Source organism: Pseudomonas sp. PSB18, assembly GCF_014596565.1.
Classification (GTDB): Bacteria; Pseudomonadota; Gammaproteobacteria; order Pseudomonadales; family Pseudomonadaceae; genus Aquipseudomonas.
In genome coordinates this window covers 152,239-177,687 of sequence record NZ_NOIN01000004.1, presented here as the reverse complement: position 1 = coordinate 177,687, position 25,449 = coordinate 152,239, and the positions used below count along the sequence as shown (strand labels likewise).

Here is a 25,449-nt window from a genome sequence, read left to right as displayed (position 1 = left end):
GCCGGCTGCCCCTGAACCTATTTGAATCTACCCAGCGCGATGGCAGCATGCCGTTGCGCCAGACAACGAACTGATGAGGCCCGCATGAGCGACATTCTTGCAGACAGCTTGGACGGCGTAGAGCGCCGATCGCTGGCTGACTTCACCGAAAATGCCTACCTCAATTACTCCATGTACGTGATCATGGACCGCGCCTTGCCGCATATCGGCGACGGCTTGAAGCCGGTCCAGCGGCGGATCGTCTATGCCATGAGTGAGCTGGGGCTGGACGCCGATTCCAAGCACAAGAAGTCGGCGCGGACCGTCGGTGACGTGCTCGGCAAGTTCCACCCCCACGGCGATTCGGCCTGCTACGAAGCCATGGTGTTGATGGCCCAGCCGTTCAGCTACCGCTACACCTTGGTGGATGGCCAGGGTAACTGGGGGGCGCCGGACGATCCAAAGTCGTTCGCGGCCATGCGTTACACCGAGGCGCGGCTGTCGCGTTATTCCGAAGTGCTGCTCAGCGAGCTGGGCCAGGGCACGGCGGACTGGGGCCCGAACTTCGACGGTACCCTCGATGAACCTCTGGTTTTGCCGGCACGTTTGCCGAATATCCTGCTCAATGGCACCACCGGCATCGCCGTGGGCATGGCCACTGACGTACCGCCCCACAACCTGCGGGAAGTGGCCACGGCGTGCGTGCGTCTGCTGGACGAACCGAAAGCCACGGTGGAGCAGCTCTGCGAGCACATCCAGGGCCCTGACTATCCGACCGAAGCGGAAATCATCACCCCGCGCGCCGATTTGCTGAAAATCTACGAAAGCGGCCGCGGTTCGGTGCGCATGCGCGCCGTGTATCACATCGAGGACGGCGACATCATCGTCACCGCGCTGCCGCACCAGGTCTCCGGGGCCAAGGTGCTGGAGCAGATTGCCGCGATGATGCAGGCAAAACCGTCGAAAGCACCGCAAGTCGCCGACTTGCGTGACGAGTCGGACCACGAGAACCCGTGCCGTATCGTGATCATTCCGGTCAACAGCCGGGTCGACCACGACGCTCTGATGCAACACCTGTTCGCCAGCACCGATCTGGAGTCCAGCTACCGGGTCAACATCAACATCATTGGCCTGGACGGCAAGCCGCAGTTGAAGAACCTGCGGGCGCTGTTGGTGGAGTGGCTGGAGTTCCGTGTCAAAACGGTGCGCAGACGTCTGCAGTTCCGCCTGGACAAGGTGGAGCGGCGCCTGCACCTGTTGGACGGTTTGCTGATTGCCTACCTCAACCTGGACGAAGTGATCCACATCATCCGTACCGAGGAGCACCCGAAGGCGAGCCTGATCGAGCGCTTTGCCTTGAGTGAAATCCAGGCCGACTACATCCTCGACACCCGCCTGCGGCAACTGGCGCGGCTGGAAGAGATGAAGTTGCGCGCCGAACAGGATGAATTGCTCAAGGAGCAGGCCAAGCTGCTCGCCCTGCTGGGTAGCGAGGCCAAGCTCAAGAAGCTGGTGCGCACCGAACTGCTCAAGGACGCCGAAACCTATGGCGACGACCGTCGTTCGCCGATCGTCGAGCGTGCCGAAGCCAAGGCCCTGAGCGAGCACGATCTGCTGCCGAACGAGAAAGTGACCGTCGTGCTGTCGGAAAAAGGCTGGGTGCGCTCTGCAAAGGGTCACGACATCGACGCGGCGGGGCTTTCCTACAAGGCCGGGGACGGTTTCAAGGCCCTGGCGCCTGGGCGCTCGAACCAGTTTGCGGTGTTTATCGACTCCACCGGGCGCAGTTATTCGGTGGCGGCCCATACCCTGCCATCGGCTCGCGGCCAGGGCGAACCGCTGACCGGTCGTCTGACGCCACCACCGGGTGCAACTTTTGAGTGCGTGCTGATGCCTGATGATGACGGGCTATACGTTATTGCATCGGACGCCGGCTACGGGTTCGTCGTCAAGGGTGAAGACCTGCAAGCCAAGAACAAGGCGGGCAAGGCACTGTTGAGCCTGCCAAACAACGCCAAGGTCATTGCGCCGCGCCCGGTTTTCGATCGCGATAACAACTGGCTGGCTTCGGTGACGACCGAAGGGCGCTTACTGGTGTTCAAAATCAGTGATCTGCCACAATTGGGTAAAGGTAAAGGTAATAAGATCATCGGGATTTCCGGCGAACGGGTCGCCAGCCGTGAGGAATATGTCACGGATATTGCAGTGTTGCCGGAGGGTGCCACGCTTGTGCTACAGGCTGGAAAGCGTACGCTCTCACTCAAAGCAGACGATCTTGAGCATTACAAAGGTGAACGTGGTCGGCGGGGCAACAAGCTTCCAAGGGGTTTTCAGCGGGTCGATGCGCTGCTCGTCGAAAACCTCAATTAAGCGTGCTAGACGGCTCGGTCTGCGATTAAAAGCCGCAGATCGATGCTTTCGCGCTGGAGTCGGAACGCATATTCACGGATGATAGGCCCTTTCAAGCGCCGGCGTGGCCGAGCGTTCTTCATAATGACCGAGTACTTTTTCACTGTGGTAAGCCTTGTGGCCGCCACCTGGATGGAACGATGACTGCTCTGCGCCTTCCTATTCTATGGCTCGCCGGCCTGCTTGGCCTGGCGGGTTGCAGCGTCCATCAGCCAGTGTCGCTGTATCAGCTGGACAGTGGCAACCCGGCCCAGCCTGCGCAAAGCACGGGCATGGCTGTATTGCTGGGGCCGGTGTCGATCGCCGACTACCTGCAACGTGAAACCCTGCTGCAACGCCAACCTGACGGTAGCTTGCAGGCCGCCACTGACGGTCGCTGGGCCGGCAGTCTCTCCTCGGACATCGACCAGTTGCTGCTGCGCCAAGTGGCCGGGCACCTGGACAGCCAGCGCGTGGTATTGGCGCCGGCCACCCAAGGGTTTACCCCGGATGTCCAGGTGCTGCTGTCGATCACCCGCCTGGATTCGGGCGAAGCGCAACCGGCGGTGCTCGATGCCCAATGGCGGTTGATCGACCGTCGCGGCAAAGTTCGTGAGAACCGTATCGTTCATCTGCAAGAGCAACATGCCGGTAGCACCGCTGCGCAGGTTCAGGCCCAGGGAGTTCTGCTGCAACGTCTGGCCGAGCAGTTGTCCGTGGCGCTCAAGCCGTTGGCCAACCAGCCTCCGCTGGTCGAGGCTGCACCGCGCAAGGCGGCGCCTACCCAGGCCAAGCCTGCCGAGCCGGAAAAGTCGCCAAAGATCCCGATGGCCTTGCCGATTCGTACCGACATGGAAGTGTTCAGGTTCTGATCACCGGACTGGATGCAAGACAAAGCCCGCGTTGATGCGGGCTTTGTTTTTTCTGCAGGATAGATCTTCGGCGGTTGTGCTGGCCTCATCGCGAGCAGGCTCGCTCCCACAGGTCCAAAACCACAGGTAATCCTTCACAGGTTCAGCGCTGTCCCTGTGGGAGCGAGCCTGCTCGCGATGAGGCCGGTGAAGGCCACAAAAAAGCCCGCAGACAATCCCTCATCTGCGGGCTTCGTCATTCCAGCGACCGGAACTCAGGCCTGGCGCTCATGCATCCGCGCCAGTTGCCGTTCCAGCATCGATGGGTACGGTTCCATCAAGCGCTCCACACAGCACGCGCCTTCGGGGCTGGCGATGGGGCGGATGCGGGTGCGCTGGCGGATCAGGGCGTCGTCGTTGATCTTGCGCTCTACCAGCAGCAGGTTACGGCTGTGCTGCGACAACGCCAGGGCGTCCTGGGCGGTTTCGGTCAGCAACAGGTCGATCTGGCTCAGGCCGAACAGGCCGTCGCCCAGGGTCAGGCCCAATTGCAGTTGCAGGGTGATGCCGCTGTCGGCGACTTCGATCTGTAATTGATGACCCAGGGCCCGCAGCAGTTCACCGCAGCAAATGGCGTTGGTCAGGTAATCGTCACCGCTGTCCTCGGTATGGAACAGCATCAGGGTGCTGCCGTCGTTCAGGGTGTGCAGTTCACCCTGGTAGAGCGAGGCGGCCTGGTCGAGGCAATCGCGGTAGCGTTCGAGCAGTTCCTTCAGGCGGGCCTGGGGCAGGCGACGCAGTTGGTCCTGGGCGCCCAATTGCACGGCCAGCACGGCGCTGTGTTGTGGCTGGTTCGAGGCGGCAGGCCTGGCGAGCGGTTGCGGTTGCCCGGCAATCGACTCGTCTCGCAGGTCGGCGAAGGCGTCGTCGTCCTCTTCGTCTTCAACCGCCCGTACCACGTGGCGAGGCGCGGGCCTGGACGTCGGCATCGGCTGGCTTTCGTCGAAGCCGGGATCGCGCAGGTTGCGCACTTCGAACTCCGGTTCGGCTTCATCGTCAACGTAGTCGATGTCCTCGGGCTCCGGCACGGGCGCAGGTTCCGGCGCGAAGCTGGCGTGCAGTTGCCGCGCCAGATCGCCGATTTCGTCCTGGCGCTGGGTGGCCGGGGTGTGTTCGTCGATGTCCCGGAGCCAGACGCGCAGTTGCAGGAGTGGCGTGGAGAGGTGTCGCCCCAGACGCAGGCTCAAGGCCAGCGCCAATGCCAGCAGTATCGCGCTGAGGATGCCCATGCTTTGCAGGCTGATGGTCATCGGTTGCTGGAACTGGTCCATGTCCAGGCTGATGCGCAGTTGTCCGGCGGTCACGTCCTGGAAGGTGATCTTGCTCTGGTACATGCCGCCGGATTCGCCCAGCAGGCCTGGCTTGGGACGCTGGCCGGCCTCGGCGAGGATGCGGTTGTCCACGCTGTAGATGGCGGCATGGGCCACCAGCTTGTTTTTGGTCAGGTTGTTGAGCAGCACATTGAGGCTGAGGATGTCGTTGGACACCAGCAGCTCGGTGGCGGACGTGGCGGTCTGGGTGGTCAGGCTCTCCCCCAGGGCATCGGCCTGCTCGTGCATCGCCTGCTTGAACTGCAGCCCCATCACGCAGGCATAGATGACCAGGGCCAGGGCGACCAGGATCACGTTATGGCTGGCAATGCGCAATGCAATCGGCACGCGACGATGGCGCAGTGCACGGAAGATCAGCAGGAAGAAGTTGTCGGTTTTGACTGGCGTGGGCCGGTTCACTGAGCTCGGCTCTTTGTCCGTGAAATTGACGCGCAGTATAGCGACAGCCCCATGACCGGCAAAGCACTGGCGGTGCCCGATGGTCACTGAAAGTGGGTAGAATGCGGTTTTTTTCCACCTGCGGGGGTGCGCCTTGCGCGAAATCGTCCTGATAAACATCACTGGCAGCGACCGTCCGGGTCTGACTGCGGCCATTACCGGCGTTCTGGCCCAGGGTGGTGTGAACATTCTCGACATCGGTCAGGCGGTGATCCACGACACGCTGTCGTTTGGCATCCTGGTTGAAATTCCGGATGCCGAACAGAGCAAGTCGGTGCTCAAGGACATCCTGTTCACCGCTTACAAGCTCGATCAACAGGTCCGTTTCACGCCGGTGTCCGAAGCGGATTACCAGCACTGGGTAGCCGGCCAGGGCAAGAAGCGTCACATCGTTACCCTGTTGACCCGCAAGGTCACCGCCGAACAGTTGCAGCGCGTCAGTTCGATCACCGCCCAATACGGCTTGAACATCGATCACATCGACCGCTTGTCCGGGCGCATGCCGCTGGACACCCCGGCCGACAAGGGCAAGGGGTGCATCGAGTTTTCCGTGCGCGGCGAGCCGGCCGATCCCCAGGCGTTGCGTGCCGAGTTCCTGAGTGTGGCCCAGGAACTGAACGTCGACATCGCGTTCCAGGAAGACTCGCTGTTCCGTCGTAACCGTCGCCTGGCGGTGTTCGACATGGATTCGACATTGATCGAAGCCGAAGTCATCGACGAACTGGCCAAGGCTGCGGGCGTAGGCGACAAGGTGTCGGCCATCACCGAGCGAGCCATGGCCGGCGAGCTGGACTTCCGCGCCAGCTTCAAGGAACGCCTGGCGTTACTGCAAGGGCTGGACGTCAGCGTGCTGGACGCCATCGGTGCCTCCCTGCGACTGACGGAAGGTGCCGAGACGTTGTTCGCTGAACTCAAACGCCTGGGCTACAAGACGGCGATCCTGTCTGGTGGCTTCACCTACTTCGCCAAGCAGTTGCAGGCCAAGCTCGGCATCGACTACGTGTTCGCCAACGAGCTGGAAGTGGTGGACGGCAAGGTGACCGGCGTTGCTGTCGAGCCCATCGTCGATGCCCAGCGCAAGGCGGACCTGCTGCGCGAACTGGCTGAAAAAGAAGGCCTGCGCCTGGAACAGACCATCGCCGTGGGTGACGGCGCCAACGACCTGCCGATGCTGGCGATCGCCGGTCTGGGCGTGGCGTTCCGGGCCAAGCCGCTGGTCAAGCAATCGGCCAGGCAAGCGATATCGACCCTTGGGCTGGATGGGGTGTTGTACCTGCTGGGCTTCAGAGATCGTGACGGGCAGCTCTGAATCCAGGAAATCCCCTCGCCACAGGGTTGCTTGGTTGTCTGTTAAAGCGACTTCCACAACGAATCGAAATCCCCATCCCGGTCATCGCCACCCTCGGCGGGGCCGGCATCCTCCTGGTGATAGGCAAACTGGTTGAAGCTGTGGGTACTGGTCACCCGCCGGTCCAGGCCAGCCCGGAGTTCCTGGCCGTTGGTGTTGATCAGAACCTGCTGCCCCTCCTGGAACGGCAGGCGGGGGGCGATCATGGTCGCGGGAAGTTCGATGGCGCTGATCTCCGGCAACAACAACCCCCGCAGGTAATGACTAGGTTCGTTTTTCTCCCGGACCAATTGCACGCCGCAAGGCTGGGCATAGGGAGCGACCAGTTCGATGCCCATCTGCATGGCGCCGCCGCGAACCTGGCGGATCCAGCGCACCACCGCGACGCTCCAGGCTTGGTCATTGGTGTCCCGAATGCCGATCATTTCCCCGGCCTGCAGTTGTTCCGGTACTTCTTTCGGCCAGCCCAGGCAGTAACCCCCGGGGCTGTGATTGACGATCGGCAGTTCGTAGGTGGGAAAGTGATGCTGGTTATCCGACCCGCTGCCCTCTTCATCGGCTGGGTTGACCGGGTACTCGATTTCTTCGTAGGGCAACATGTCGCTGTCCCCGGTGGGGGCGGCGTCGAAAGCTTGCTTCCAGGTATCGCTGGTCTTGCTGGGCGAGGCTTCGAAGCGGGCCTTGCGGGTGACGGGGGTCTTCAGGATTTCGCTAAAGGAACGTTCGCCGCCGAGGTAGTAGTGCAATGCGCTCATGCCCACGCAAATGGTCAGCGTGCCATTGCCCTCGGTGCGCTGGAAGCTGCGTTCGACGGCTTCACCCCAGGCGGCTTGCAGATGCTGCAAGGTATCGCTGCTCATGCCGCCAGGTACCGGCAGGGTGTGCTCGGCAGGCCGCTCCAGATGAGTGGCGATGGCGCGCACCAGCGGTTCGAGGTCAACACCCAGCAGGCCCGGTTGTTGCTCGGCCCTGAACTTGGAACGGTAGCGTGGCCCGACATCCAGCTCCGGCGCGACGGCGAAAAGGCTGGTGGCGGTGCTGGTCGGATCCAGCTTGATCCGCTGGCTCCAGGCTTCCAGCACTTCGGCCAGTCGTGCGATCTGGCCCTGGCGCAGTTGGTTGCTGCGTGATGCGCCCAGCAGCAGGGCCACGACGTAGGTTTGCTCGGCGCTCAGTTGCTGGACCTGGCTGACCAGGTCGTCGTTGACACTCTGGTGTTGCAACCGGTACTGGCAGGCGATCCGGTACAACTGGTGCAGATCAAGCCATAGACCTTCCGGCACCGGACTGTACAACTCGGTGGCGCGCAGCAGCGGACCGTTGAGGGCATGTATCGCCCTTTGCAATGCGGTACTCAGCAGGCGGGCCCGGTCCTTGGTGAACTTCGGTGCGATGCGCGCCACGATTTGTTTGTAGCCCATCGCCAGATGACTTTGCAGGGCCTGGCACAGGTTGACGATCTTGCGCGAGCGGTCATCGAGCACGATGGCCTGTTGCAGGAAATGCCGCTCCAGGTGCTTGCAGACGTAATACACCTCGGGCCGCAGCAACTCGAGCAATTGCAGGCGGTTCTCGCTGGGGGTGAGCAGCAGGTTGAGTTCGCCGATGGCCTGGTACAGCAGGCGAGCCGTTTCGCCGATGTTGGCCTTGGGCAGGTTGGCAATCCAGCGCTTGAGATCCCGTGGCGTAGCCTCGCAGAACGACAGGCGTGATTGCGTCGGAGTGGAAACGCGCAACAGTGGGAGAGGGCTGGTCTCATTCATGCCGTGGACGGCTCCGGCTGGAAATGAAAAGGATGTCTCCAACTCTAGCAGGTGTGGCGGAAAGAAGTGCCCGATCTGTTTGGGCGACTGTGGGAGCGAGCCTGCTCGCGATGGCGGCGGATCAGTCGGTATGGAGGTGACTGGCCTGACGCTATCGCGAGCAGGGCTCGCTCCCACAAGGGCGGTGGTGGCTCAAGCCTTGGGCAGCGCCAAGCCCTGGCCCATCCGCACCGGCGAGCCGGCCACCAGGTCCTCGGCCCATTTCACCTGGTCTGGCCCGAACAGCACGATGGCGGTCGAGCCCAGTTTGAAGCGGCCCAGTTCGGCGCCTTTTTCCAGGTGGATCGGTGCGCGGGCGGCTTCGTCGTAGCGGAAGGTCTTGAGTTCGCGCTTGGGTGGCGTGACCAGCCCGGCCCAGACGGTTTCGATGGAGGCCACGATCATCGCGCCCACCAGCACAACGGCCATCGGCCCGCGCTCGGTGTCGAAGATGCAGGCCACGCGTTCGTTGCGGGCGAACAGCTCTGGAACGTTTTCGGCGGTGGTCTGGTTGACCGAGAAAATACGGCCCGGAATGTAGACCATCTCGCGCAGGGTGCCGGCCAGCGGCATGTGCACGCGGTGATAATCCTTGGGGGACAGGTAGATGGTCGCGAAATCGCCGCCCATGAACGGCGCGGCGTTGGCCGAGTCGCCACCCAGCAGTTCCAGCACGCTGAAACTGTGGCCCTTGGCCTGGAAGACCCGGCCGTGCTCGATAGGGCCGAGCTGGCTGACGGCGCCGTCGGCGGGGCTGAGGACCGCGCCCGGTGTTTCGTCCAGCGGCCGTGCGCCTTCTTTCAAGGCGCGGGTGAAGAACGCGTTGAAGTGCTCGTAGGCGGTCAGGTCTTCCACCAGGGCTTGGGACATGTCCACTTGATAACGCTTGGCGAACCACTGGGTGAACGCATTCTTGAACCAGCGTACGCGGCATTCGGCGATGCAGCCGGCCAGGCGTGACAGCAGGTGGTGGGGCAGCAGGTATTGAGTGATGATGAACAAACGGTTTTTCATTAAATGTCCTTAGGAACCTTCAAATCTCGATCGGGGTGTCGGGGTGGTTGCCCCATTCGCCCCAGGAGCCGGCGTAGCCCTTGACCCGTGGGTAACCCAGCGCCTTGGCCACCAGATAGGTGAAACCGGAGCGGTGGTGAGTCTGGCAGTGGGTGATGATCTCTTTGTCGGGCGTGATGCCCAGTTGTTCGAGTATCTGCGGCATGTCCTGGCGGATACGCAGGCTGCGCGCCTTGTCCATGCCCGCGGTCCATTCGAAATTGACCGCGCCGGGAATATGACCGCCCCTGGCCGCCACGACTTTCTCGCCGGAATACTCCAACGGGCCACGTGCGTCCCAGATCGCCAGGTCGGCGGCACCGAGGCGGCTTTGCAGGTATTCGCGGGTGGCGGTGGGCTCGTCCCGCAGGGTCAGTTGCACCGGGTCGCCGACGGAGGTCGGTACCTCAGTGTTGACCGGCAGGCTTTCGTCCAGCCACGACAGCAGGCCGCCGTCGAGGTAGTGGTATTTCGAATGGCCGATCACGTCCAGCAGCCAGATAAAACGTCCCGCCCAGCCGCCACCTTCGTCGTCATAGACCACGTAGACCGCATCCGGGTTGTGCCCGAGCTCGCCGAACAGCGCCTCGAGATCGGCTTTGGCCGGCAACAGTCCCGGTGCTGGCGGCTGCCCCAGTTGTGTGCGCTTGGGGTCGACAAAGCGTGCGCCAGGAATGTGGCCGGTGTTGTAGCGGGCGGCGCTGGTCAGGTCCACCAGAATCAATTCGCGGGCGTCGAGGCGCGGGAGCAGGTCGCTGGGCTCGATCACCAGCGGCAAGCCAGAGAAGTCAGGCATGTGAGGTCTCCAGGGGCGCAAAAAGAAGGGATTGTACCAAGTTCAGCGGCCACGGTTGGTAAAGGTGTGCAGGGCCCGTTCGATGCACTGCACGGTTCTGCCGAAGGCTTGCACCGTCATATCCGCGAAGGGCCCGCCGCCCTGGTCCACAGCCACCAGCATGATCACCCGGCCATTGCAGGTCAGGGAGCGCAGCAGCATGTGCTCGCCCTTGAACAGGGCGCGCAGGCCCGGCGGCAGCAGTGCCGAGAACTGGGCATTGTTCTGCGGGTTCAGGCGAACCTGTGCCTGCTGCGCCAGCAAGCGTTGCAATACCTTGCTCTGGCTGATGGAGAAACTCATGGCTGCTGCCTCAGGGGGCAGGCCGGCGATCTGGTGCACGCGCACGCTGGTCTGGCTGCGGTCGGCCATCAGGATCATCACCCGGCGCATGCCGCACGCCACCAGTGCATCCCGTGCCGAGGTGGTCAGGTGCATGGCGTTGCTGAACGGGCTTGGTTCCACCAGCAATGCAGCGCATCGTTTGCGCCACAGGGCCAGGTCTTCGACGCTGGGTTGGGCGACGGAAGCCCCGGTAGCCTGGACGCGACGGCTACCGGGAGGCCAGAGCAGGGCCACGGCGGGGTGCCAGAGGTCCGGCATGGCGTGGAGGCGGGCGCTGTTGGCGGCCTGTTGGTGCAATTGTTGCTGAAGCTCATCCATGGGCATCTGCAGATACAGGCTGGTGAGGTATTGCCAGCGGACGTTGTGGGGGCAATCCCAGGCCTGGTGTGCCGAAAGTGCCAGGCCATTCGCCAGCAGCACGGTGTTGGCCGGTTGGTTGAGCCAGCGGCGCAGGGTCGGGTCGTCGTCCAGGCTGTTCTGCTGACGTAGCGGGTGTTCGCTGTCTCGGGCGATGCGCAGCACCTTCACCAACTCGCGGCGTTCGTTGAGCAGCAGGCGATAGCCTTGCGCCACCCATATCGGCAAGCGCCAGGCTTCTACCACGGCGAGACAGATTTTCAGCAGGCTGACGCCGAACAGTTCGCGTTCCACCTTGCTGGCCGACTGGCCTTGGTGGATCACCCGCATCTCCCATTCTCCCAGCAACCGCGGGTGAGTCAGGGCCAGGGGCCAGAGCGGTGACAAGAACAACAGGCTGCCCCAATGGATGTCCTGCCATAGCCGTGCCAGGCGGCTGGCAAAAAAGCCATTGGCCTGTTGCGTGGCGTGCTGGCTGATCAATTGCAACTGGCGCAGGGCAACGGGTATCTCTTGCTCCGGCAGTGAGGGCAGGCGGGCGAGCAGCTCCTCGGTGCGCTTGAGGCCGAGGCGATTGATCGCCACTTCGAGGTTTTCCGCCGGTTCGGTGAGGCTGCCGTGGGTGTGATGGTTGGCTTCGCGGATGACGCTCAGGGCCAGGGCAGGACTGTCCTGCATGAACTCGGCGATGTCGCGCAATGAGCGGCGGCTGTCGGCAATGGCTCTGCAGACCTGGTCATGACTGGCCTGGGGCACCGGCAAATGCACGCCCTCGAGCAGCTTTACCCAGCCTTCGAGCGTGGTTGGGCGTGGGGTTGGAACCTTCGTTTCGTTAGCCATGGCTGGACGTGATCATCACATGCTGCAACGGGGCAAACTGGCTTTTCGCCAGAACTGGCTATAGTCTGGCGCAGTTTTGCCGATAAGGAGAAGAAGAGATTTTCCAGCTTCCGAATATGACCTTGAACCCGACTTAAATAAGTACCTTCAATCTATGGCTAAAATTATCGGCATCATTGTCGTGTTCGCGAGCGTGCTTGGCGGATACGTGCTCTCCCATGGCAAGATTGCCGCCCTGATCCAACCCTTCGAGGTGATGATCATCGGTGGCGCGGCCCTTGGCGCATTCCTGCAGGCCAACCCCGGCTACATGACGATGCACGTGCTCAAGAAATCCTTGGGCATGTTCAGTTCGCGCTTCAACCACACCTTCTATCTCGAGGTGCTGGGGCTGATCTACGAGATCCTCAACAAGAGCCGCCGCGAAGGCATGATGGCGATCGAGGGCGATATCGAAGACGCCGCCGCCAGCCCGATCTTCGCCAAGTACCCGGCAGTGCTCAAGGACGCCCGCATGACGGCGTTCATCTGTGATTACCTGCGCATCATGTCGTCCGGCAACATGGCTCCCCATGAGCTCGAAGGCCTGTTCGACATGGAACTGTACAGCCTCAAGGAAGACCTGGAGCATCCGTCCCACGCTGTGACCGGCATCGCCGACGCCATGCCCGGCTTCGGTATCGTCGCCGCGGTACTGGGTATTGTGGTGACCATGGCTTCCCTGGGCGACGGCGACCAGAAGTCCATCGGCCTGCACGTGGGTGCGGCACTGGTCGGTACCTTCTTCGGTATCCTGGCTGCGTATGGTTTCTTCGGCCCGCTGGCCCATTCCCTGGCCCATGATGCCAAGGAAGAACTCAACACCTACGAGGCCATCAAGGCCTCGCTCGTGGCCTCAGCCTCGGGCATGCCGCCCTCGCTGGCGGTGGAGTTCGGCCGCAAGGTCCTGTACCCGGCGCACCGTCCAAGCTTCGCCGAGCTGGAACAAGCGGTTCGCGGTCGTTAAGTTATGGAAAATAACCAGCCGATCATCATCAAGCGTGTCAAGCGCATAGCCGCTGGACACCACGGGGGCGCCTGGAAAATCGCCTTCGCCGACTTCGCGACGGCGATGATGGCGTTCTTCCTGGTGCTGTGGCTGCTGTCCACCGCGACCCCGGAACAGAAGATCGCCATCGCCGGTTACTTCAAGGACCCGGTCGGCTTCACCGAAAGTGGCACGCCCTACATCATCGACCTGGGTGGCTCGCCGACCCTGGCGCCGGAGACCACCCTCAACCCCGAGGTCAAGTCCCAGCCGCAGCCCGACAAGGTGACGGTGGATTCCGAGCAGGTCGAAGGCATGGCCGAGCAGGTCGAGCGCGAGCGTCTGGAGCTGCTGTTGCAGGAGTTGCAGAACAAGGTCGACGAGAACCCGCAGCTGCAGAAATTCAAGGACCAGATCCTGTTCGAAATCACACCGAATGGCTTGCGCATCCAGATCACGGATGCCGAGAACCGGCCGATGTTCGATTCCGGCAGCGCACGTCTGAAGCCTTATTTCGAGGACATCCTGCTGGCCATGGCCGACACCATCAAGGCGGTGCCGAACAAGATCAGCATCAGTGGCCATACCGATGCCAAGCCATATGTCGGCAAGGGCGACTTCGGTAACTGGGAACTCTCGGCCAACCGCGCCAACGCGGCACGTCGAGCCCTGGTGGCCGGTAGCTATCCGGACGAGCAGGTGGCGCGGGTGGTCGGTTATGCCTCCTCGGCGTTGTTCGACCGCAAGGACCCATTCAACCCGGTCAACCGGCGTATCGATATCGTGGTGTTGACCAAGAAGGCTCAGAAGGCCATCGAAGGTTCGCAGACCGACGATCCGGCACCCGATCCGGCCCAGGGCCAGGGCGCCCCGGGCGAAGCACCGGCGGCGGCGCCGGGTGCTGCGGTTGATCCGAACGCCTTGCCGGCCGATCAGCAGCCGGTACCGGCCCATGAGTTGCGCGAACGCCTGAACCTGTTCGACGACGCCGCGCCGAAACCGCCGGGAACGCCTGCGCAGTGATTGGGCTCGTGGGAGCAAAGCTTGCTCGCGATAGCGACAGACCAGTCAACATTGTTGCTGACTGACTTACCGCCATCGCGAGCAAGCTGTGCTCCCACCGTTTGTGGCTTAACTGACTGGCATTAGGGCAAGCCTTGCTCCCACAGGCGGGAGCAAGCTCCCTCGCCACAATTGCGCCCGGCTCACCTTCAGATCAATAACTGCTTTCTGGCAAGCTGGCGATGATCGAGCGATAGCTGTTCATCCGTTGCTGCTGCACGCGGCCGTCTTCCAGTGCCTTGAGCAAGGCGCAGCCGGGTTCGCGGTCGTGCTTGCAGTCGCGGAAGCGGCAGGTGCCGATCAGGTCGTTGAACTCGATGAACCCGGCTTCCACATCGGCTCGGCTGACATGGCCCAGGCCGAATTCACGGATGCCGGGCGAGTCGATCAGCTCACCGCCGCCGGGGAAGTGGAACAACCGCGCGGTGGTCGTGGTGTGGGTGCCCTGGCCGGACAGCTCGGACAGCGGCCCGACGCGGGTTTCGACCTCCGGCAGCAGGCTGTTGACCAACGAAGACTTGCCGACACCGGACTGGCCGACGAACACGCTGATGCGCCCGTCCAGTTGCCGTTGCAATTGCTCCATGCCATTGCCGTGGTGGGCCGAGACTTCCAGCACCGGGTAACCCAGTTGCCGATAGACCGCCAGCAGGGCGTTCAGCGCCGGGGCATTCTGCTCATCGATCAGGTCGAACTTGTTGAGCAGCAATAACGGGCGGATACCGGCATGTTCGGCCGCCACCAGGTAGCGGTCGATCAGGTTGGCGTGGGGCTCGGGCAGCGGGGCGAACACGATGACGATCATGTCGACGTTGGCCGCCACCGGCTTGAGCTGGCCGCGGCTGTCCGGGCGACACAGCTCGGTGTGCCGTGGCAACTGTGCCACGATCACGCCAATACCCTGGTTGCCGGCCCGCCAGACCACCTGGTCGCCGGTGACCAGCGCGGGCAGGTTCGCGCGCAGGTGGCAACGGAATACCTGGCCGGCCAGTTCGCCTTCACGGGCCTCGACCTCGACCTGTACACCGAAGTGCGCGATCACCAGGCCGGTTTGTTCGGGGCCCAGGTCGCCGCCTTCCAGGGCTTGCACCGCACTGGACTCGCGTTTGGCGGCGCGGGCTGCGCGCTCGCCCTGGATTTTTTCGATGCGCCAGTTCTGACGACGATTGAGTTGGCGTTTGGCCATGGGTGTTCCGTATGAAAATGCAGCGATTAGGTAAAACGGCGGCGAGTTTAGCACGCCCGCAGGCCCGGCTAGGCTAAACTGCGCAGCTACTCCGAGGAGCCCTTTCTATGCAAAATCCGCAGAACCTGATCTGGATCGACCTGGAAATGACCGGTCTGAACCCCGACACCGACGTCATTATCGAAATGGCCACCATCGTCACCGACAGTGACCTCAACACCCTGGCCGAAGGCCCGGTGATCGCGATCCATCATAGCGACGAGATCCTGGCTGGCATGGACGAATGGAACACCCGCCAGCACGGCGGCTCGGGCCTGACCCAGCGGGTACGCGAGAGCAAGATCAGCATGGCCGAGGCCGAGGCCCAGACCATCGCCTTCCTCGAGCAGTGGGTACCGAAGGGCAAGTCACCGATCTGCGGCAACAGCATCTGCCAGGACCGGCGCTTCCTCTATATCCACATGAAATCCCTGGAAAGCTACTTCCACTACCGCAACCTGGACGTCTCTACCCTCAAGGAACTGGCCGCTCGCTGGGCGCCCCAGGTGCGTGACAGCTTCCAGAAAGGCGGCAGTCACCTGGCCCTGGACGACATCCGCGAGTCCATTGCCGAGTTGCAGCATTACCGCAAGCATTTCATCAAGTTCTGATTGTGTGGGATCCGTGGGAGCAAGGCTTGCCCGCGATGAACGATGACACGGTCCTGCAGTGAAGGGTGTTGTCTGCATCGCGAGCAAGCGTTGCTCCCACAGATCCCCTCGCCACAGGTCGGTGTTTGGCACAGCCAGCGGTTGCCCTCTTTTGGTGCCGGTCCGAAATGGCTAGACTGCGCGCCTTTCTGCCAGGACCGCCATCATGTTGTTGATGCTTTATCTGATCGCCATTACCGCCGAAGCCATGACCGGCGCCCTGTCTGCGGGGCGTCGAGGCATGGACTGGTTCGGCGTGGTGCTGATCGCCTGCGTCACGGCGCTGGGTGGCGGTTCGGTGCGCGACGTGTTGCTCGGGCATTACCCGCTGACTTGGGTCAAGCACCCGGAATACCTAGTGCTGACCACGGCGGCGGCGATGCTGACGGTGTTCCTGGCGCGCTGGATGCGTCATCTGCGCTCGATGTTCCTGGTTCTCGACGCCGTGGGCCTAGTGGCATTCACGCTCATCGGCTGCATGACGGCCCTGGAAATGGGGCATGGTATGTTGGTGGCGTCGGTCAGTGGGGTGATTACCGGCGTGTTCGGCGGGATCCTGCGGGACATCTTCTGTAACGATATTCCGCTGATCTTCCGTCGCGAGCTGTATGCCAGCGTCTCGTTTGCCGCCGCATGGTGTTATCTGCTGTGCGTCTACCTGGCATTACCAAGCGAACAGGCCGTGCTCATCACCTTGTTTGGCGGTTTCCTGCTGCGGCTCCTGGCGATCCGCTTCCACTGGGAAATGCCGAAGTTCGTCTATAACGACGAGGTCTGACGTTGCGCGTGCTGGCGCAGCGCCCACTTCACATGCTCACGGACCAGTTCCGAGGGGTGGTCGCGTCGTGTCTCCAGTGCCTGAATCACTGGAATCGTTGACGGTGCGTTGCCCAGGCCTACCGCCAGGTTGCGCAGCCAGCGCTCATAGCCGGCGCGGCGCAACGGCGAGCCTTCGGTGCTCTTGAGGAAGGTTTCTTCGTCCCACAGGAACAGCGCTGCCAGCCCGGCATTGTCCAGGTTATGCCGTGGCTTGAAATCATTCTCTGCGGACGGCCGGGCGAAACGGTTCCACGGGCAAACGATCTGACAGTCATCACAGCCGAACACCCGATTGCCGATCAAGGGGCGCAGTTCTTCAGGAATGGCGCTTTTCAGCTCGATGGTCAGGTAGGAAATGCAGCGCCGGGCATCCAGTACATAGGGGCCGATGAACGCATTGGTCGGACAGATGTCCAGGCATGCCGTGCATTTTCCACAGTGTTCGCTGGTGTGGGGCGGATCCACCGGCAGTGGCAGGTCGACAAACAGTTCGCTCAGGAAGAAATAACTGCCGGCCTTGCGGTTCAGCACCAGGGTGTTCTTGCCGATCCAGCCGAGCCCGGCCTGTTCGGCGATGGCTTTTTCCAGGACCGGTGCGCTGTCGACGAAGGCGCGGTAGCCAAAGGGGCCGATGACCGCCTGGATTTTTTCTGCCAGTTGTTGCACGCGTTTACGGATCAATTTGTGGTAATCGCGGCCCAACGCATAACGCGAGATGTAGGCTTTTTCCGGTTGGCCGAGCATCTGCGCCATGTGCGTGTCGCCCGGCAGGTAATCCATGCGCAGGGAGACCACCCGCAGTGTGCCCGGCACCAGTTCCTCGGGGTGCGAGCGCTTGCTGCCGTGGGCGCCCATGTAGTCCATTTCGCCGTGGTAGCCCGCTTCGAGCCAGCGCTGCAGGTGCTGCTCATGCTCGCCAAGGTCCAGTCCGCTGATGCCGACTTGCTGGAAACCCAGCTCACGGCCCCAGTCCTTGATGGATTGGGCGAGGGCGGGGAGATCGGTAGGAATGGCAGGCATGAGGCGAGAGAAACCGGAGCTGAGATGCGTATAATTCTGCCAGACATCGGAGCCCGTAGACGCATGCCGCACACTAAAGATGATTTTCCCGACGCACTGTACAGTGCCGCGCAGGTCCGGGCCCTTGACGCACAGCTGATTGCGGCGGGCACCACCGGCTTCGAATTGATGCAACGAGCGGCCCGCGCAACCTGGCGGGCCATCGTCCGGCGTTGGCCCGACGCCAGCGAACTGACCGTACTCGCCGGCCACGGTAACAACGCTGGCGACGGCTATCTGGTGGCGACCCTGGCCCGGCGTGGAGGCTGGTCGGTGCGGGTGCTGACGGTGGGGGAACCCCGACGCCTGCAGGGCGATGCCGCCAACGCCCATGCCGAGGCCGTCGCGGTCGGTGTGCCGGTGGAGCCGTGGTCGGACGAATCCGAATTGCGTGGTGTGCTGCTGGATGCTTTGCTCGGTACAGGCTTGAGCGGCGAGGTGCGCGAGCCCTATGTCCGGGCCATCGACACGATCAACGTCAGTGGCCTTCCGGTCGCCGCGGTGGATATCCCCTCGGGGCTGTGTGCCGATACCGGTCGAGTGCTGGGCACAGCGGTGAGCGCCGATCTGACCGTGACCTTCATCGGCCTGAAGCTGGGCCTGTTCACCGGCGATGCCGCGGACCGGGTCGGTGAACTGGTCTTCACCGACCTCCACGCCGATCCTGACATCGTTGAAGCGATGCCGGTCACTGCCCGATTGCTCTCCCCCCATAATCTGCCGCGTCTGGCGCCTCGCGCGCCTGCTGCCCACAAAGGCTCGTTCGGGCATGTCCTGTTGATCGGCGGCGACCGTGGATTTGGCGGCGCTATCCAGATGAGCGCCGAAAGCGCCCTGCGTTGCGGCGCGGGCATGGTGTCCATGGCCACCCGCAGTGAGCATGTCGGCGCCGCGTTGAGCCGGTTGCCGGAAGTCATGGTGCTGGGCACTCATTCGGCTAACCAATTGATGGCGTTGCTTGAGCAGGCCGGTGTGTTGGTGGTCGGCCCCGGGCTGGGCCAGGCTGCGTGGGGCCGCAGTCTGTTGTCGGCGGCGGCTAATGCGTCGTTGCCCCAGGTGTGGGACGCCGATGCATTGAATCTGCTGAGTGTCGGTGCGGTCAGTCTGCCCGAAGGCTGCGTGATCACGCCGCATCCGGGCGAGGCTGCACGGCTTTTGGATATCTCCACCGCCCAGGTGCAGGCCGATCGCCCGGCGGCTGTCCACGCGTTGAGCAAAAAATATACAGCCACGGTGATTCTCAAGGGTGCCGGCAGCCTGATTGCCAGCCCGGACGGTCGCCTGGCCGTTTGCAGCCAGGGTCATCCAGCCATGGCTACCGCTGGCCTGGGGGATGTGCTGGCCGGGGTGGTCGGTGCGTTGCTCGCCCAGGGGCTGGCGGGCTTCGAGGTGGCTTGCCTGGCGGTGTGGCTGCACGCCAACGCCGGTGCTCAAGCCGGTCGGTCGGGCCGGGGGCTGGCGGCGACCGATCTGATTCCGGCCATTCGTCAGTTGTTGGAGGAGCAATCACCTTGTCTGAAGTAACCCTGTACATGGCTGACGAACAAGCCATGACGGCATTCGGTGCCCGTATCGCGAATATCACGGCGGGACACGGTCTGGTTTTCCTCGTCGGCGACCTCGGCGCAGGGAAGACCACCTTGTCCCGGGGTATCATTCGCGGCCTCGGACACGTTGGCGCGGTGAAAAGCCCTACGTTCACATTGGTCGAGCCTTACGAGATCGGCGATATCCGGGCCTTCCATTTTGACCTGTATCGATTGGTAGACCCCGAAGAACTGGAATTCCTCGGCATTCGCGATTATTTCGAAGATGACGCCTTGTGCCTGATCGAATGGCCCGACAAGGGTGCAGGCTTTTTGCCAAAGCCTGACCTGACCATTACCATTGGCGCGCAGAACGGCGGGCGTTCGCTGAAACTGACGCCGCAAGGCTCGCGAGGCGAGTCGTGGTGTGCCGCGTTGGCACTGGAAAACTAATTGATGATGGGGTTTGGTATGCGCTTTCGCGCGGTGGTTGCTGTCGTAGGACTGTTGCTTACGGCACTGGCCGTCGATGCTGTGGCTGAGACAAAGGTCAACAGCGTTCGCCTCTGGCGAGCGCCGGACAATACTCGGCTGGTGTTCGACCTGACAGGGCCGGTGCAGCACAGCGTATTCACCCTGACGGCCCCGGATCGCCTGGTGATCGACATCAATGGCGCATCCCTTGGCGCGCCGCTGAACGTGGCCACCGCCAACACGCCGATTACCGCGATGCGTTCGGCCCAGCGTACGCCGACTGACCTGAGGGTGGTCATCGACCTGAAAAAAGCCGTGACCCCGAAAAGTTTCACCCTGGCCCCGAATGCCCAGTACGGCAACCGGCTGGTGGTGGACCTGTTCGACAACCCGGCCGACGCCGCGCCGCCTCCACCGGCGCCGACCAATGTCGCCACGGTGCCGGCGGTGCCGGTCACGCCGACCGAGCCTGCGATCAAGCTGCCACCGGCACCGGCCGGCAAGCGCGACATCATTGTGGTGATCGACGCCGGTCACGGCGGCGAAGACCCGGGTGCCTCCGGCTCGCGGGGCCAGCATGAAAAAGACGTGGTGCTGTCCATCGCCCGCGAGCTGCAGCGCCAGGTCAACGGCATGAAAGGCTTCCGCGCCGAACTGACCCGTACCGGCGACTACTTCATTCCGTTGCGTGGCCGTACCGAAATCGCCCGCAAGAAAGGCGCCGACCTGTTCGTTTCCATCCACGCCGACGCGGCCCCTTCGGCGGCGGCCTTCGGTGCTTCGGTGTTCGCCCTGTCCGACCGTGGCGCGACTTCCGAGACTGCCCGTTGGCTGGCCGACAGCGAAAACCGTTCCGACCTGATCGGCGGTGCCGGCAATGTCAGCCTCGATGACAAGGACCGGATGCTGGCCGGTGTGTTGCTCGATTTGTCGATGACCGCCTCGCTGACGTCGAGCCTGAACGTCGGCCAGAAGGTCTTGAGCAACATTGGCCGTGTCACGCCCCTGCACAAGCAGCGTGTCGAACAGGCCGGGTTCATGGTGCTCAAGTCCCCGGACATCCCGTCGATCCTGGTGGAGACCGGCTTCATCTCGAACTCCAACGAGGCCTCCAAGCTGTCGTCGTCCAGCCATCAGCAGGCGCTCGCACGTTCCATCAGCAGCGGCGTGCGCCAGTTCTTCCAGCAGAATCCACCGCCGGGCACCTACATTGCCTGGCTGCGCGACTCCGGCAAGATCGCCCAGGGGCCGCGGGACCATCGGGTCAGCGCCGGCGAAACCCTGGCGATGATCGCCGTGCGCTACCAGGTCTCGCCCGCGACCCTGCGCAGCGTCAACAACCTCAAGAGCGATGAGCTGAAGATCGGCCAGACCCTGACCATTCCCGGCAACGAAGTGGCGTCCAAGCAATGAGCGATGAAGTGATCGGCAGCAACGCGCGCATCGAACTGCTCAGCCCCCGGCTGGCGAACCAGATCGCCGCCGGTGAGGTGGTGGAGCGCCCGGCGTCGGTCATCAAGGAATTGCTGGAGAACAGCCTCGATTCCGGGGCCAAGCGCATCGATGTGGATGTCGAGCAGGGTGGCGTCAAGTTGCTGCGGGTGCGCGACGACGGTGGCGGTATTTCTTCCGACGACCTGCCGCTGGCCCTGGCGCGTCACGCCACCAGCAAGATCCGCGACCTGGAAGACCTCGAGCGGGTCATGAGCCTGGGGTTTCGTGGCGAAGCGCTGGCCTCCATCAGTTCGGTGTCGCGCCTGACGCTCACTTCCCGTACCCGGGATGCCGAGCAGGCCTGGCAGGTCGAGACCGAAGGCCGGGACATGGCGTCCCGCGTCCAGCCCGCGGCCCATCCAGTCGGCACTTCGGTGGAAGTGCGCGACCTGTTCTTCAATACCCCGGCCCGACGCAAGTTCCTCAAGGCCGAAAAAACCGAATTCGATCATCTGCAGGAAGTCATCAAGCGCCTGGCCCTGGCGCGTTTTGACGTAGCGTTCCACCTGCGCCATAACGGCAAGACCATCCTCAGCCTGCACGAGGCCCGTGATGACGCGGCCCGTGCCCGCCGGGTAGGCGCGGTGTGCGGCGCAGGCTTCCTGGAGCAGGCATTGCCCATCGAGGTGGAGCGCAACGGCCTGCACCTGTGGGGTTGGGTCGGGTTGCCAACCTTTTCCCGCAGCCAGGCGGACTTGCAATATTTCTATGTGAATGGCCGGGCGGTGCGCGACAAACTGGTGGCCCATGCGGTGCGCCAGGCCTACCGCGACGTGCTGTTCAACGGCCGGCATCCGACCTTCGTGCTGTTCTTCGAGGTCGATCCGTCGGTGGTGGACGTCAACGTGCACCCGACCAAGCACGAAGTGCGCTTCCGCGATGGGCGTATGGTGCACGATTTCCTCTATGGCACCTTGCACCGCGCCTTGGGCGACGTGCGTCCCGAAGACCAACTCGCGGCGCCCGCTGCGGTGGCGGGGATGGTGCGTCCAACGGGGCTGGATGCCGGCGAGTTCGGGCCCCAGGGCGAAATGAGCCTGGCGGCCAATGCCTTGCTCGAACAGCCTCAGGCCCAGCCGACCTATAGCAGCGCCGGCACCGGTGCCGGCAGCGGCTATCAGTATCAGTACACGCCACGCCCGCAATCGAACGTGCCGGCGGCCGAGGCCCAGGCGGCCTATCGCGAGTTCTTCAAGCCTTTGCCGGAGGCCGGGGCGGCGGCATTGCCCGACGGCCAGGGCGATATCCCGCCGCTGGGTTATGCCCTGGCGCAGCTCAAGGGCATCTATATCCTTTCGGAAAACGCCCAGGGCCTGGTCCTGGTGGACATGCACGCTGCCCACGAGCGGATCATGTACGAGCGCCTGAAGATTGCCATGGCCAGCGAAGGCCTGAGCGGCCAGCCGTTGTTGGTGCCTGAGTCCCTGGCGGTCAGCCAGCGCGAAGCCGATTGTGCCGAAGAGCACGTGAGCTGGTTCCAGCGCCTGGGCTTCGAACTGCAACGCCTGGGCCCGGAAACTCTGGCGATCCGGCAGATCCCGGCGTTGCTGAAGCAGGCCGAGGCCAATCGACTGGTCAGTGACGTGCTGGCGGACCTGATGGAGTACGGCACCAGCGACCGCATCCAGGCGCACCTGAACGAGTTGCTCGGCACCATGGCCTGCCACGGCGCGATCCGAGCCAACCGGCGACTGGCCCTGCCGGAAATGAACGGCTTGCTGCGGGACATGGAAAACACCGAGCGCAGTGGCCAATGCAACCATGGCCGGCCGACCTGGACCCAACTGGGCCTGGACGACCTGGACAAACTGTTCCTGCGTGGTCGTTGATGAGCCAACTGCCCCCCGCGATTTTCCTGATGGGCCCGACTGCCGCCGGCAAGACCGACCTGGCCATCGAGCTGACCAAGGTCCTGCCCTGCGAGCTGATCAGCGTCGATTCGGCGCTGGTCTACCGGGGCATGGACATCGGCACGGCCAAACCGTCCAAGGCATTGCTGGCGGAATTTCCCCATCGGCTGATCGATATCCTGGACCCTGCCGACGCCTATTCGGCGGCGGACTTCCGACGTGATGCCCTCCAGGCCATGGCCGACATCACCGCACGGGGCAAGATTCCGCTGCTGGTGGGCGGGACGATGCTGTATTACAAGGCCCTGATCGATGGGCTGGCCGACATGCCGGCGGCCGATCCCGACGTGCGCGCGCAAATCGAAGAAGAAGCCGCACGCCTTGGTTGGCAGGCCCTGCACGAGCAATTGGCGCTCATCGACCCGGAGTCGGCGGCGCGTATTCACCCCAACGACCCGCAGCGCCTGAGTCGGGCCCTGGAGGTTTACCGGGTCAGTGGCCAGAGCATGACGGCCCTGCGCCAGCGACAATCTGCGCAAAGTACTGAAGCAGCCGCTTCGGGACTGCAACAATTACCCTATACTGTCGCGAATCTGGCCATCGCCCCGGCGAACCGGCAAGTGTTGCACCGGCGAATTGAACAAAGATTCACATTAATGTTGGAACAGGGGTTCATAGACGAGGTCGTAGCCCTGCGTGAGCGAAGTGACCTGCATCCCGGGTTGCCGTCTATACGTGCGGTGGGTTATCGACAAGTCTGGGACTACCTGGACGGCAAGCTGACGTCAGCCGAGATGCAGGAACGTGGGATCATTGCCACGCGCCAGTTGGCGAAGCGCCAGTTCACCTGGTTGCGCAGCTGGACTGACCTGCATTGGCTGGACAGTCTCGATTGCGACAATCTGCCACGCGCCTTGAAATACCTGGGGACCGTCTCCATATTGAGCTGAGTCCTTGCAATTGCCGTCTATCCTTGGGGGTGTGACGGCCAAAGCCATCTGATTCCGATTTTTATTATTGATCCTTAAAGGAGTGCGGCACATGTCAAAAGGGCATTCGCTACAAGACCCTTACTTGAACACTTTACGTAAAGAGAAAGTTGGGGTGTCCATCTATCTGGTCAACGGGATCAAACTGCAAGGCACGATCGAGTCTTTCGACCAGTTCGTCATCCTTCTGAAAAACACCGTCAGCCAGATGGTCTACAAACACGCTATCTCGACAGTCGTGCCGGTTCGTCCAATTCGTCTGCCAAGCGCAACCGAATCCGAAGGCGGTGACGCTGAACCGGGTAACGCCTGATAGGAGTCTCCTTTGTTCTTTGAGCGCCACGGTGGTGGTGAGCGGGCCATTCTCGTTCACCTGGATGGACAGGACCCTGAGGCGCGCGAAGACCCGCAGGAGTTTCAGGAGTTGGCACTTTCGGCCGGCGCCGAGACCGTCGCGTTTTTCAACGTGCCGCGTCATCGGCCAACCGCCAAATTCCTGATCGGCAGCGGCAAGGTCGAGGAGCTCCGCGACCTGGTCAAGTCCGAAGAAGCCGATCTGGTGATCTTCAATCACATCCTTACGCCCAGTCAGGAACGTAACCTCGAACGCGTATTCGAGTGTCGCGTGATCGACCGTACGGGCCTGATTCTCGATATCTTCGCCCAGCGCGCCCGTACCCATGAAGGCAAGCTCCAGGTCGAACTGGCCCAGCTCGAGCACATGAGCACGCGGCTGGTTCGCGGCTGGACGCACCTTGAGCGACAGAAAGGCGGTATCGGTCTGCGCGGTCCGGGTGAAACCCAGCTGGAAACCGACCGGCGCCTGTTGCGGATTCGCCTGCGCCAGATCAAGGGGCGTCTGGAAAAGGTCCGCAGCCAGCGCGAGCAGTCGCGGCGCGGCCGCAAGCGCGCGGACATCCCGACGGTTTCCCTGGTGGGCTATACCAACGCCGGCAAATCGACGCTGTTCAACAATGTGACGCAGTCTGATGTCTACGCCGCCGACCAGTTGTTCGCCACGCTCGACCCGACCTTGCGCCGGCTCGACCTGGACGACCTCGGGCCGATCGTCCTGGCCGATACCGTGGGCTTCATTCGCCACTTGCCGCATAAACTGGTCGAGGCTTTCCGGGCTACGCTCGAAGAGTCGAGCAACTCCGACCTGTTGCTGCATGTGATCGATGCCGCCGAGCCGGACCGGATGCTGCAGATCGAGCAGGTCATGGTGGTGCTCGGCGAGATCGGAGCCCAGGACTTGCCGATCCTGGAGGTATACAACAAACTCGATTTGCTCGAAGGCGTGGAGCCGCAGATCCAGCGCGATGCCGATGGCAAGCCGCAGCGGGTCTGGTTGTCGGCCCGGGACGGTACCGGCCTCGAACTGCTCGAGCAGGCCGTGGCGGAGCTGTTGGGCAGCGACCTGTTCGTTGGCACCCTGAAGTTGCCGCAACGGTTTGCCCGCCTGCGTGCCCAGTTCTTCGAGCTGGGCGCGGTGCAAAAAGAAGAACATGACGAAGAAGGCACTTGCCTGCTGGCGGTTCGCCTGCCGCGGTCGGAGCTGAATCGGCTGGTCAGTCGTGAAGGACTGAAACCGATGGAGTTCATCGAGCAACACACTTTGCAATAAAAGCCTGAGAAAGCTGTGTC

At 62.8% G+C, this 25,449-nt stretch carries 21 protein-coding genes; 14 read left to right on the top strand and 7 right to left on the bottom strand.

Annotation, left to right across the window (positions count from 1 at the left end; genetic code table 11):
* Positions 1-84 precede the first annotated feature (84 nt).
* Entirely contained in the window at positions 85-2,349 is a 2,265-nt protein-coding gene (gene parC / locus CGA22_RS11805) for a DNA topoisomerase IV subunit A (protein WP_041022085.1), read from the top strand.
* Between the two features lie 179 nt (positions 2,350-2,528).
* Entirely contained in the window at positions 2,529-3,239 is a 711-nt protein-coding gene (locus CGA22_RS11800; RefSeq protein ID WP_041022086.1) for a membrane integrity-associated transporter subunit PqiC, read from the top strand.
* A 254-nt stretch (positions 3,240-3,493) separates the two neighbouring features.
* Here CGA22_RS11800 and CGA22_RS11795 read toward each other — a convergent pair whose 3' ends face one another.
* Positions 3,494-5,008 (bottom strand): AhpA/YtjB family protein, encoded by a 1,515-nt coding sequence (locus CGA22_RS11795; RefSeq protein ID WP_041022087.1) that lies wholly within the window; start codon positions 5,006-5,008, stop codon positions 3,494-3,496.
* 133 nt (positions 5,009-5,141) lie between these two features.
* On the opposite strand from CGA22_RS11795, the gene serB reads away from it, so the two are divergent.
* Positions 5,142-6,356 (top strand): phosphoserine phosphatase SerB, encoded by a 1,215-nt coding sequence (gene serB / locus CGA22_RS11790; protein WP_041022088.1) that lies wholly within the window; start codon positions 5,142-5,144, stop codon positions 6,354-6,356.
* Positions 6,357-6,397: 41 nt separating this feature from the next.
* Here the strand turns inward: serB and CGA22_RS11785 are convergent, their stop codons facing one another.
* The 4 genes from CGA22_RS11785 to CGA22_RS11770 form a co-directional block, all read right to left on the bottom strand.
* Positions 6,398-8,158: a hypothetical protein gene (locus tag CGA22_RS11785; protein WP_041022089.1), complete on the bottom strand. Its 1,761-nt coding sequence runs from the start codon at positions 8,156-8,158 to the stop codon at positions 6,398-6,400.
* 192 nt (positions 8,159-8,350) lie between these two features.
* The gene (gene asd, locus CGA22_RS11780) at positions 8,351-9,211 is read right to left on the bottom strand and encodes an archaetidylserine decarboxylase (RefSeq protein WP_041022090.1); all 861 of its coding nucleotides are present in this window, start codon (positions 9,209-9,211) and stop codon (positions 8,351-8,353) included.
* Between the two features lie 19 nt (positions 9,212-9,230).
* Positions 9,231-10,046, bottom strand: coding sequence for a rhodanese-like domain-containing protein (locus CGA22_RS11775; RefSeq protein WP_041022091.1), 816 nt, complete (start codon positions 10,044-10,046; stop codon positions 9,231-9,233).
* A 42-nt stretch (positions 10,047-10,088) separates the two neighbouring features.
* Positions 10,089-11,627, bottom strand: coding sequence for an HDOD domain-containing protein (locus CGA22_RS11770; RefSeq protein WP_041022092.1), 1,539 nt, complete (start codon positions 11,625-11,627; stop codon positions 10,089-10,091).
* A gap of 154 nt (positions 11,628-11,781) precedes the next feature.
* Here CGA22_RS11770 and motA point away from each other — a divergent pair, with 154 nt between their 5' ends.
* Positions 11,782-12,633, top strand: coding sequence for a flagellar motor stator protein MotA (gene motA / locus CGA22_RS11765; RefSeq protein WP_041022093.1), 852 nt, complete (start codon positions 11,782-11,784; stop codon positions 12,631-12,633).
* Between the two features lie 3 nt (positions 12,634-12,636).
* A complete protein-coding gene (gene motB, locus CGA22_RS11760; protein WP_188258592.1) occupies positions 12,637-13,677 on the top strand; it encodes a flagellar motor protein MotB in 1,041 nt (346 codons plus the stop codon).
* A 193-nt stretch (positions 13,678-13,870) separates the two neighbouring features.
* On the opposite strand, the gene rsgA is transcribed toward motB, so the two are convergent.
* Positions 13,871-14,902, bottom strand: a complete 1,032-nt coding sequence (gene rsgA, locus CGA22_RS11755; protein ID WP_041020802.1) for a small ribosomal subunit biogenesis GTPase RsgA — start codon at positions 14,900-14,902, stop codon at positions 13,871-13,873.
* Positions 14,903-15,009: 107 nt separating this feature from the next.
* Between rsgA and orn the strand changes: the two genes are divergently transcribed.
* Positions 15,010-15,552 (top strand): oligoribonuclease, encoded by a 543-nt coding sequence (gene orn / locus CGA22_RS11750; RefSeq protein ID WP_041020803.1) that lies wholly within the window; start codon positions 15,010-15,012, stop codon positions 15,550-15,552.
* A gap of 202 nt (positions 15,553-15,754) precedes the next feature.
* Positions 15,755-16,369, top strand: coding sequence for a trimeric intracellular cation channel family protein (locus CGA22_RS11745; protein ID WP_178111847.1), 615 nt, complete (start codon positions 15,755-15,757; stop codon positions 16,367-16,369).
* Here CGA22_RS11745 and queG read toward each other — a convergent pair.
* Positions 16,351-17,430 (bottom strand): tRNA epoxyqueuosine(34) reductase QueG, encoded by a 1,080-nt coding sequence (gene queG / locus CGA22_RS11740; protein ID WP_041024049.1) that lies wholly within the window; start codon positions 17,428-17,430, stop codon positions 16,351-16,353. The genes CGA22_RS11745 and queG overlap by 19 nt on opposite strands.
* 63 nt (positions 17,431-17,493) lie before the next feature.
* Between queG and CGA22_RS11735 the strand changes: the two genes are divergently transcribed.
* The 7 genes from CGA22_RS11735 to hflX all read left to right on the top strand — a co-directional run bounded on the left by CGA22_RS11735 (position 17,494) and on the right by hflX (position 25,429).
* Entirely contained in the window at positions 17,494-18,993 is a 1,500-nt protein-coding gene (locus tag CGA22_RS11735) for a bifunctional ADP-dependent NAD(P)H-hydrate dehydratase/NAD(P)H-hydrate epimerase (RefSeq protein ID WP_041024050.1), read from the top strand.
* Positions 18,981-19,448 (top strand): tRNA (adenosine(37)-N6)-threonylcarbamoyltransferase complex ATPase subunit type 1 TsaE, encoded by a 468-nt coding sequence (gene tsaE, locus CGA22_RS11730; RefSeq protein WP_041024051.1) that lies wholly within the window; start codon positions 18,981-18,983, stop codon positions 19,446-19,448. The genes CGA22_RS11735 and tsaE overlap by 13 nt, the downstream gene beginning before the upstream one ends.
* Positions 19,449-19,451: 3 nt before the next feature.
* Positions 19,452-20,882: an N-acetylmuramoyl-L-alanine amidase gene (locus CGA22_RS11725; RefSeq protein WP_041024052.1), complete on the top strand. Its 1,431-nt coding sequence runs from the start codon at positions 19,452-19,454 to the stop codon at positions 20,880-20,882.
* Entirely contained in the window at positions 20,879-22,792 is a 1,914-nt protein-coding gene (gene mutL, locus CGA22_RS11720; RefSeq protein WP_041024053.1) for a DNA mismatch repair endonuclease MutL, read from the top strand. The genes CGA22_RS11725 and mutL overlap by 4 nt, the downstream gene beginning before the upstream one ends.
* Complete coding sequence (gene miaA / locus CGA22_RS11715; protein ID WP_041024054.1) at positions 22,792-23,763, top strand: tRNA (adenosine(37)-N6)-dimethylallyltransferase MiaA; 972 nt, start codon at positions 22,792-22,794, stop codon at positions 23,761-23,763. The genes mutL and miaA overlap by 1 nt, the downstream gene beginning before the upstream one ends.
* A 91-nt stretch (positions 23,764-23,854) precedes the next feature.
* Positions 23,855-24,115, top strand: a complete 261-nt coding sequence (gene hfq / locus CGA22_RS11710) for an RNA chaperone Hfq (protein ID WP_003186419.1) — start codon at positions 23,855-23,857, stop codon at positions 24,113-24,115.
* Positions 24,116-24,127: 12 nt separating this feature from the next.
* Positions 24,128-25,429 (top strand): ribosome rescue GTPase HflX, encoded by a 1,302-nt coding sequence (gene hflX / locus CGA22_RS11705; RefSeq protein ID WP_188258591.1) that lies wholly within the window; start codon positions 24,128-24,130, stop codon positions 25,427-25,429.
* The last annotated feature ends 20 nt before the right edge of the window (positions 25,430-25,449 follow it).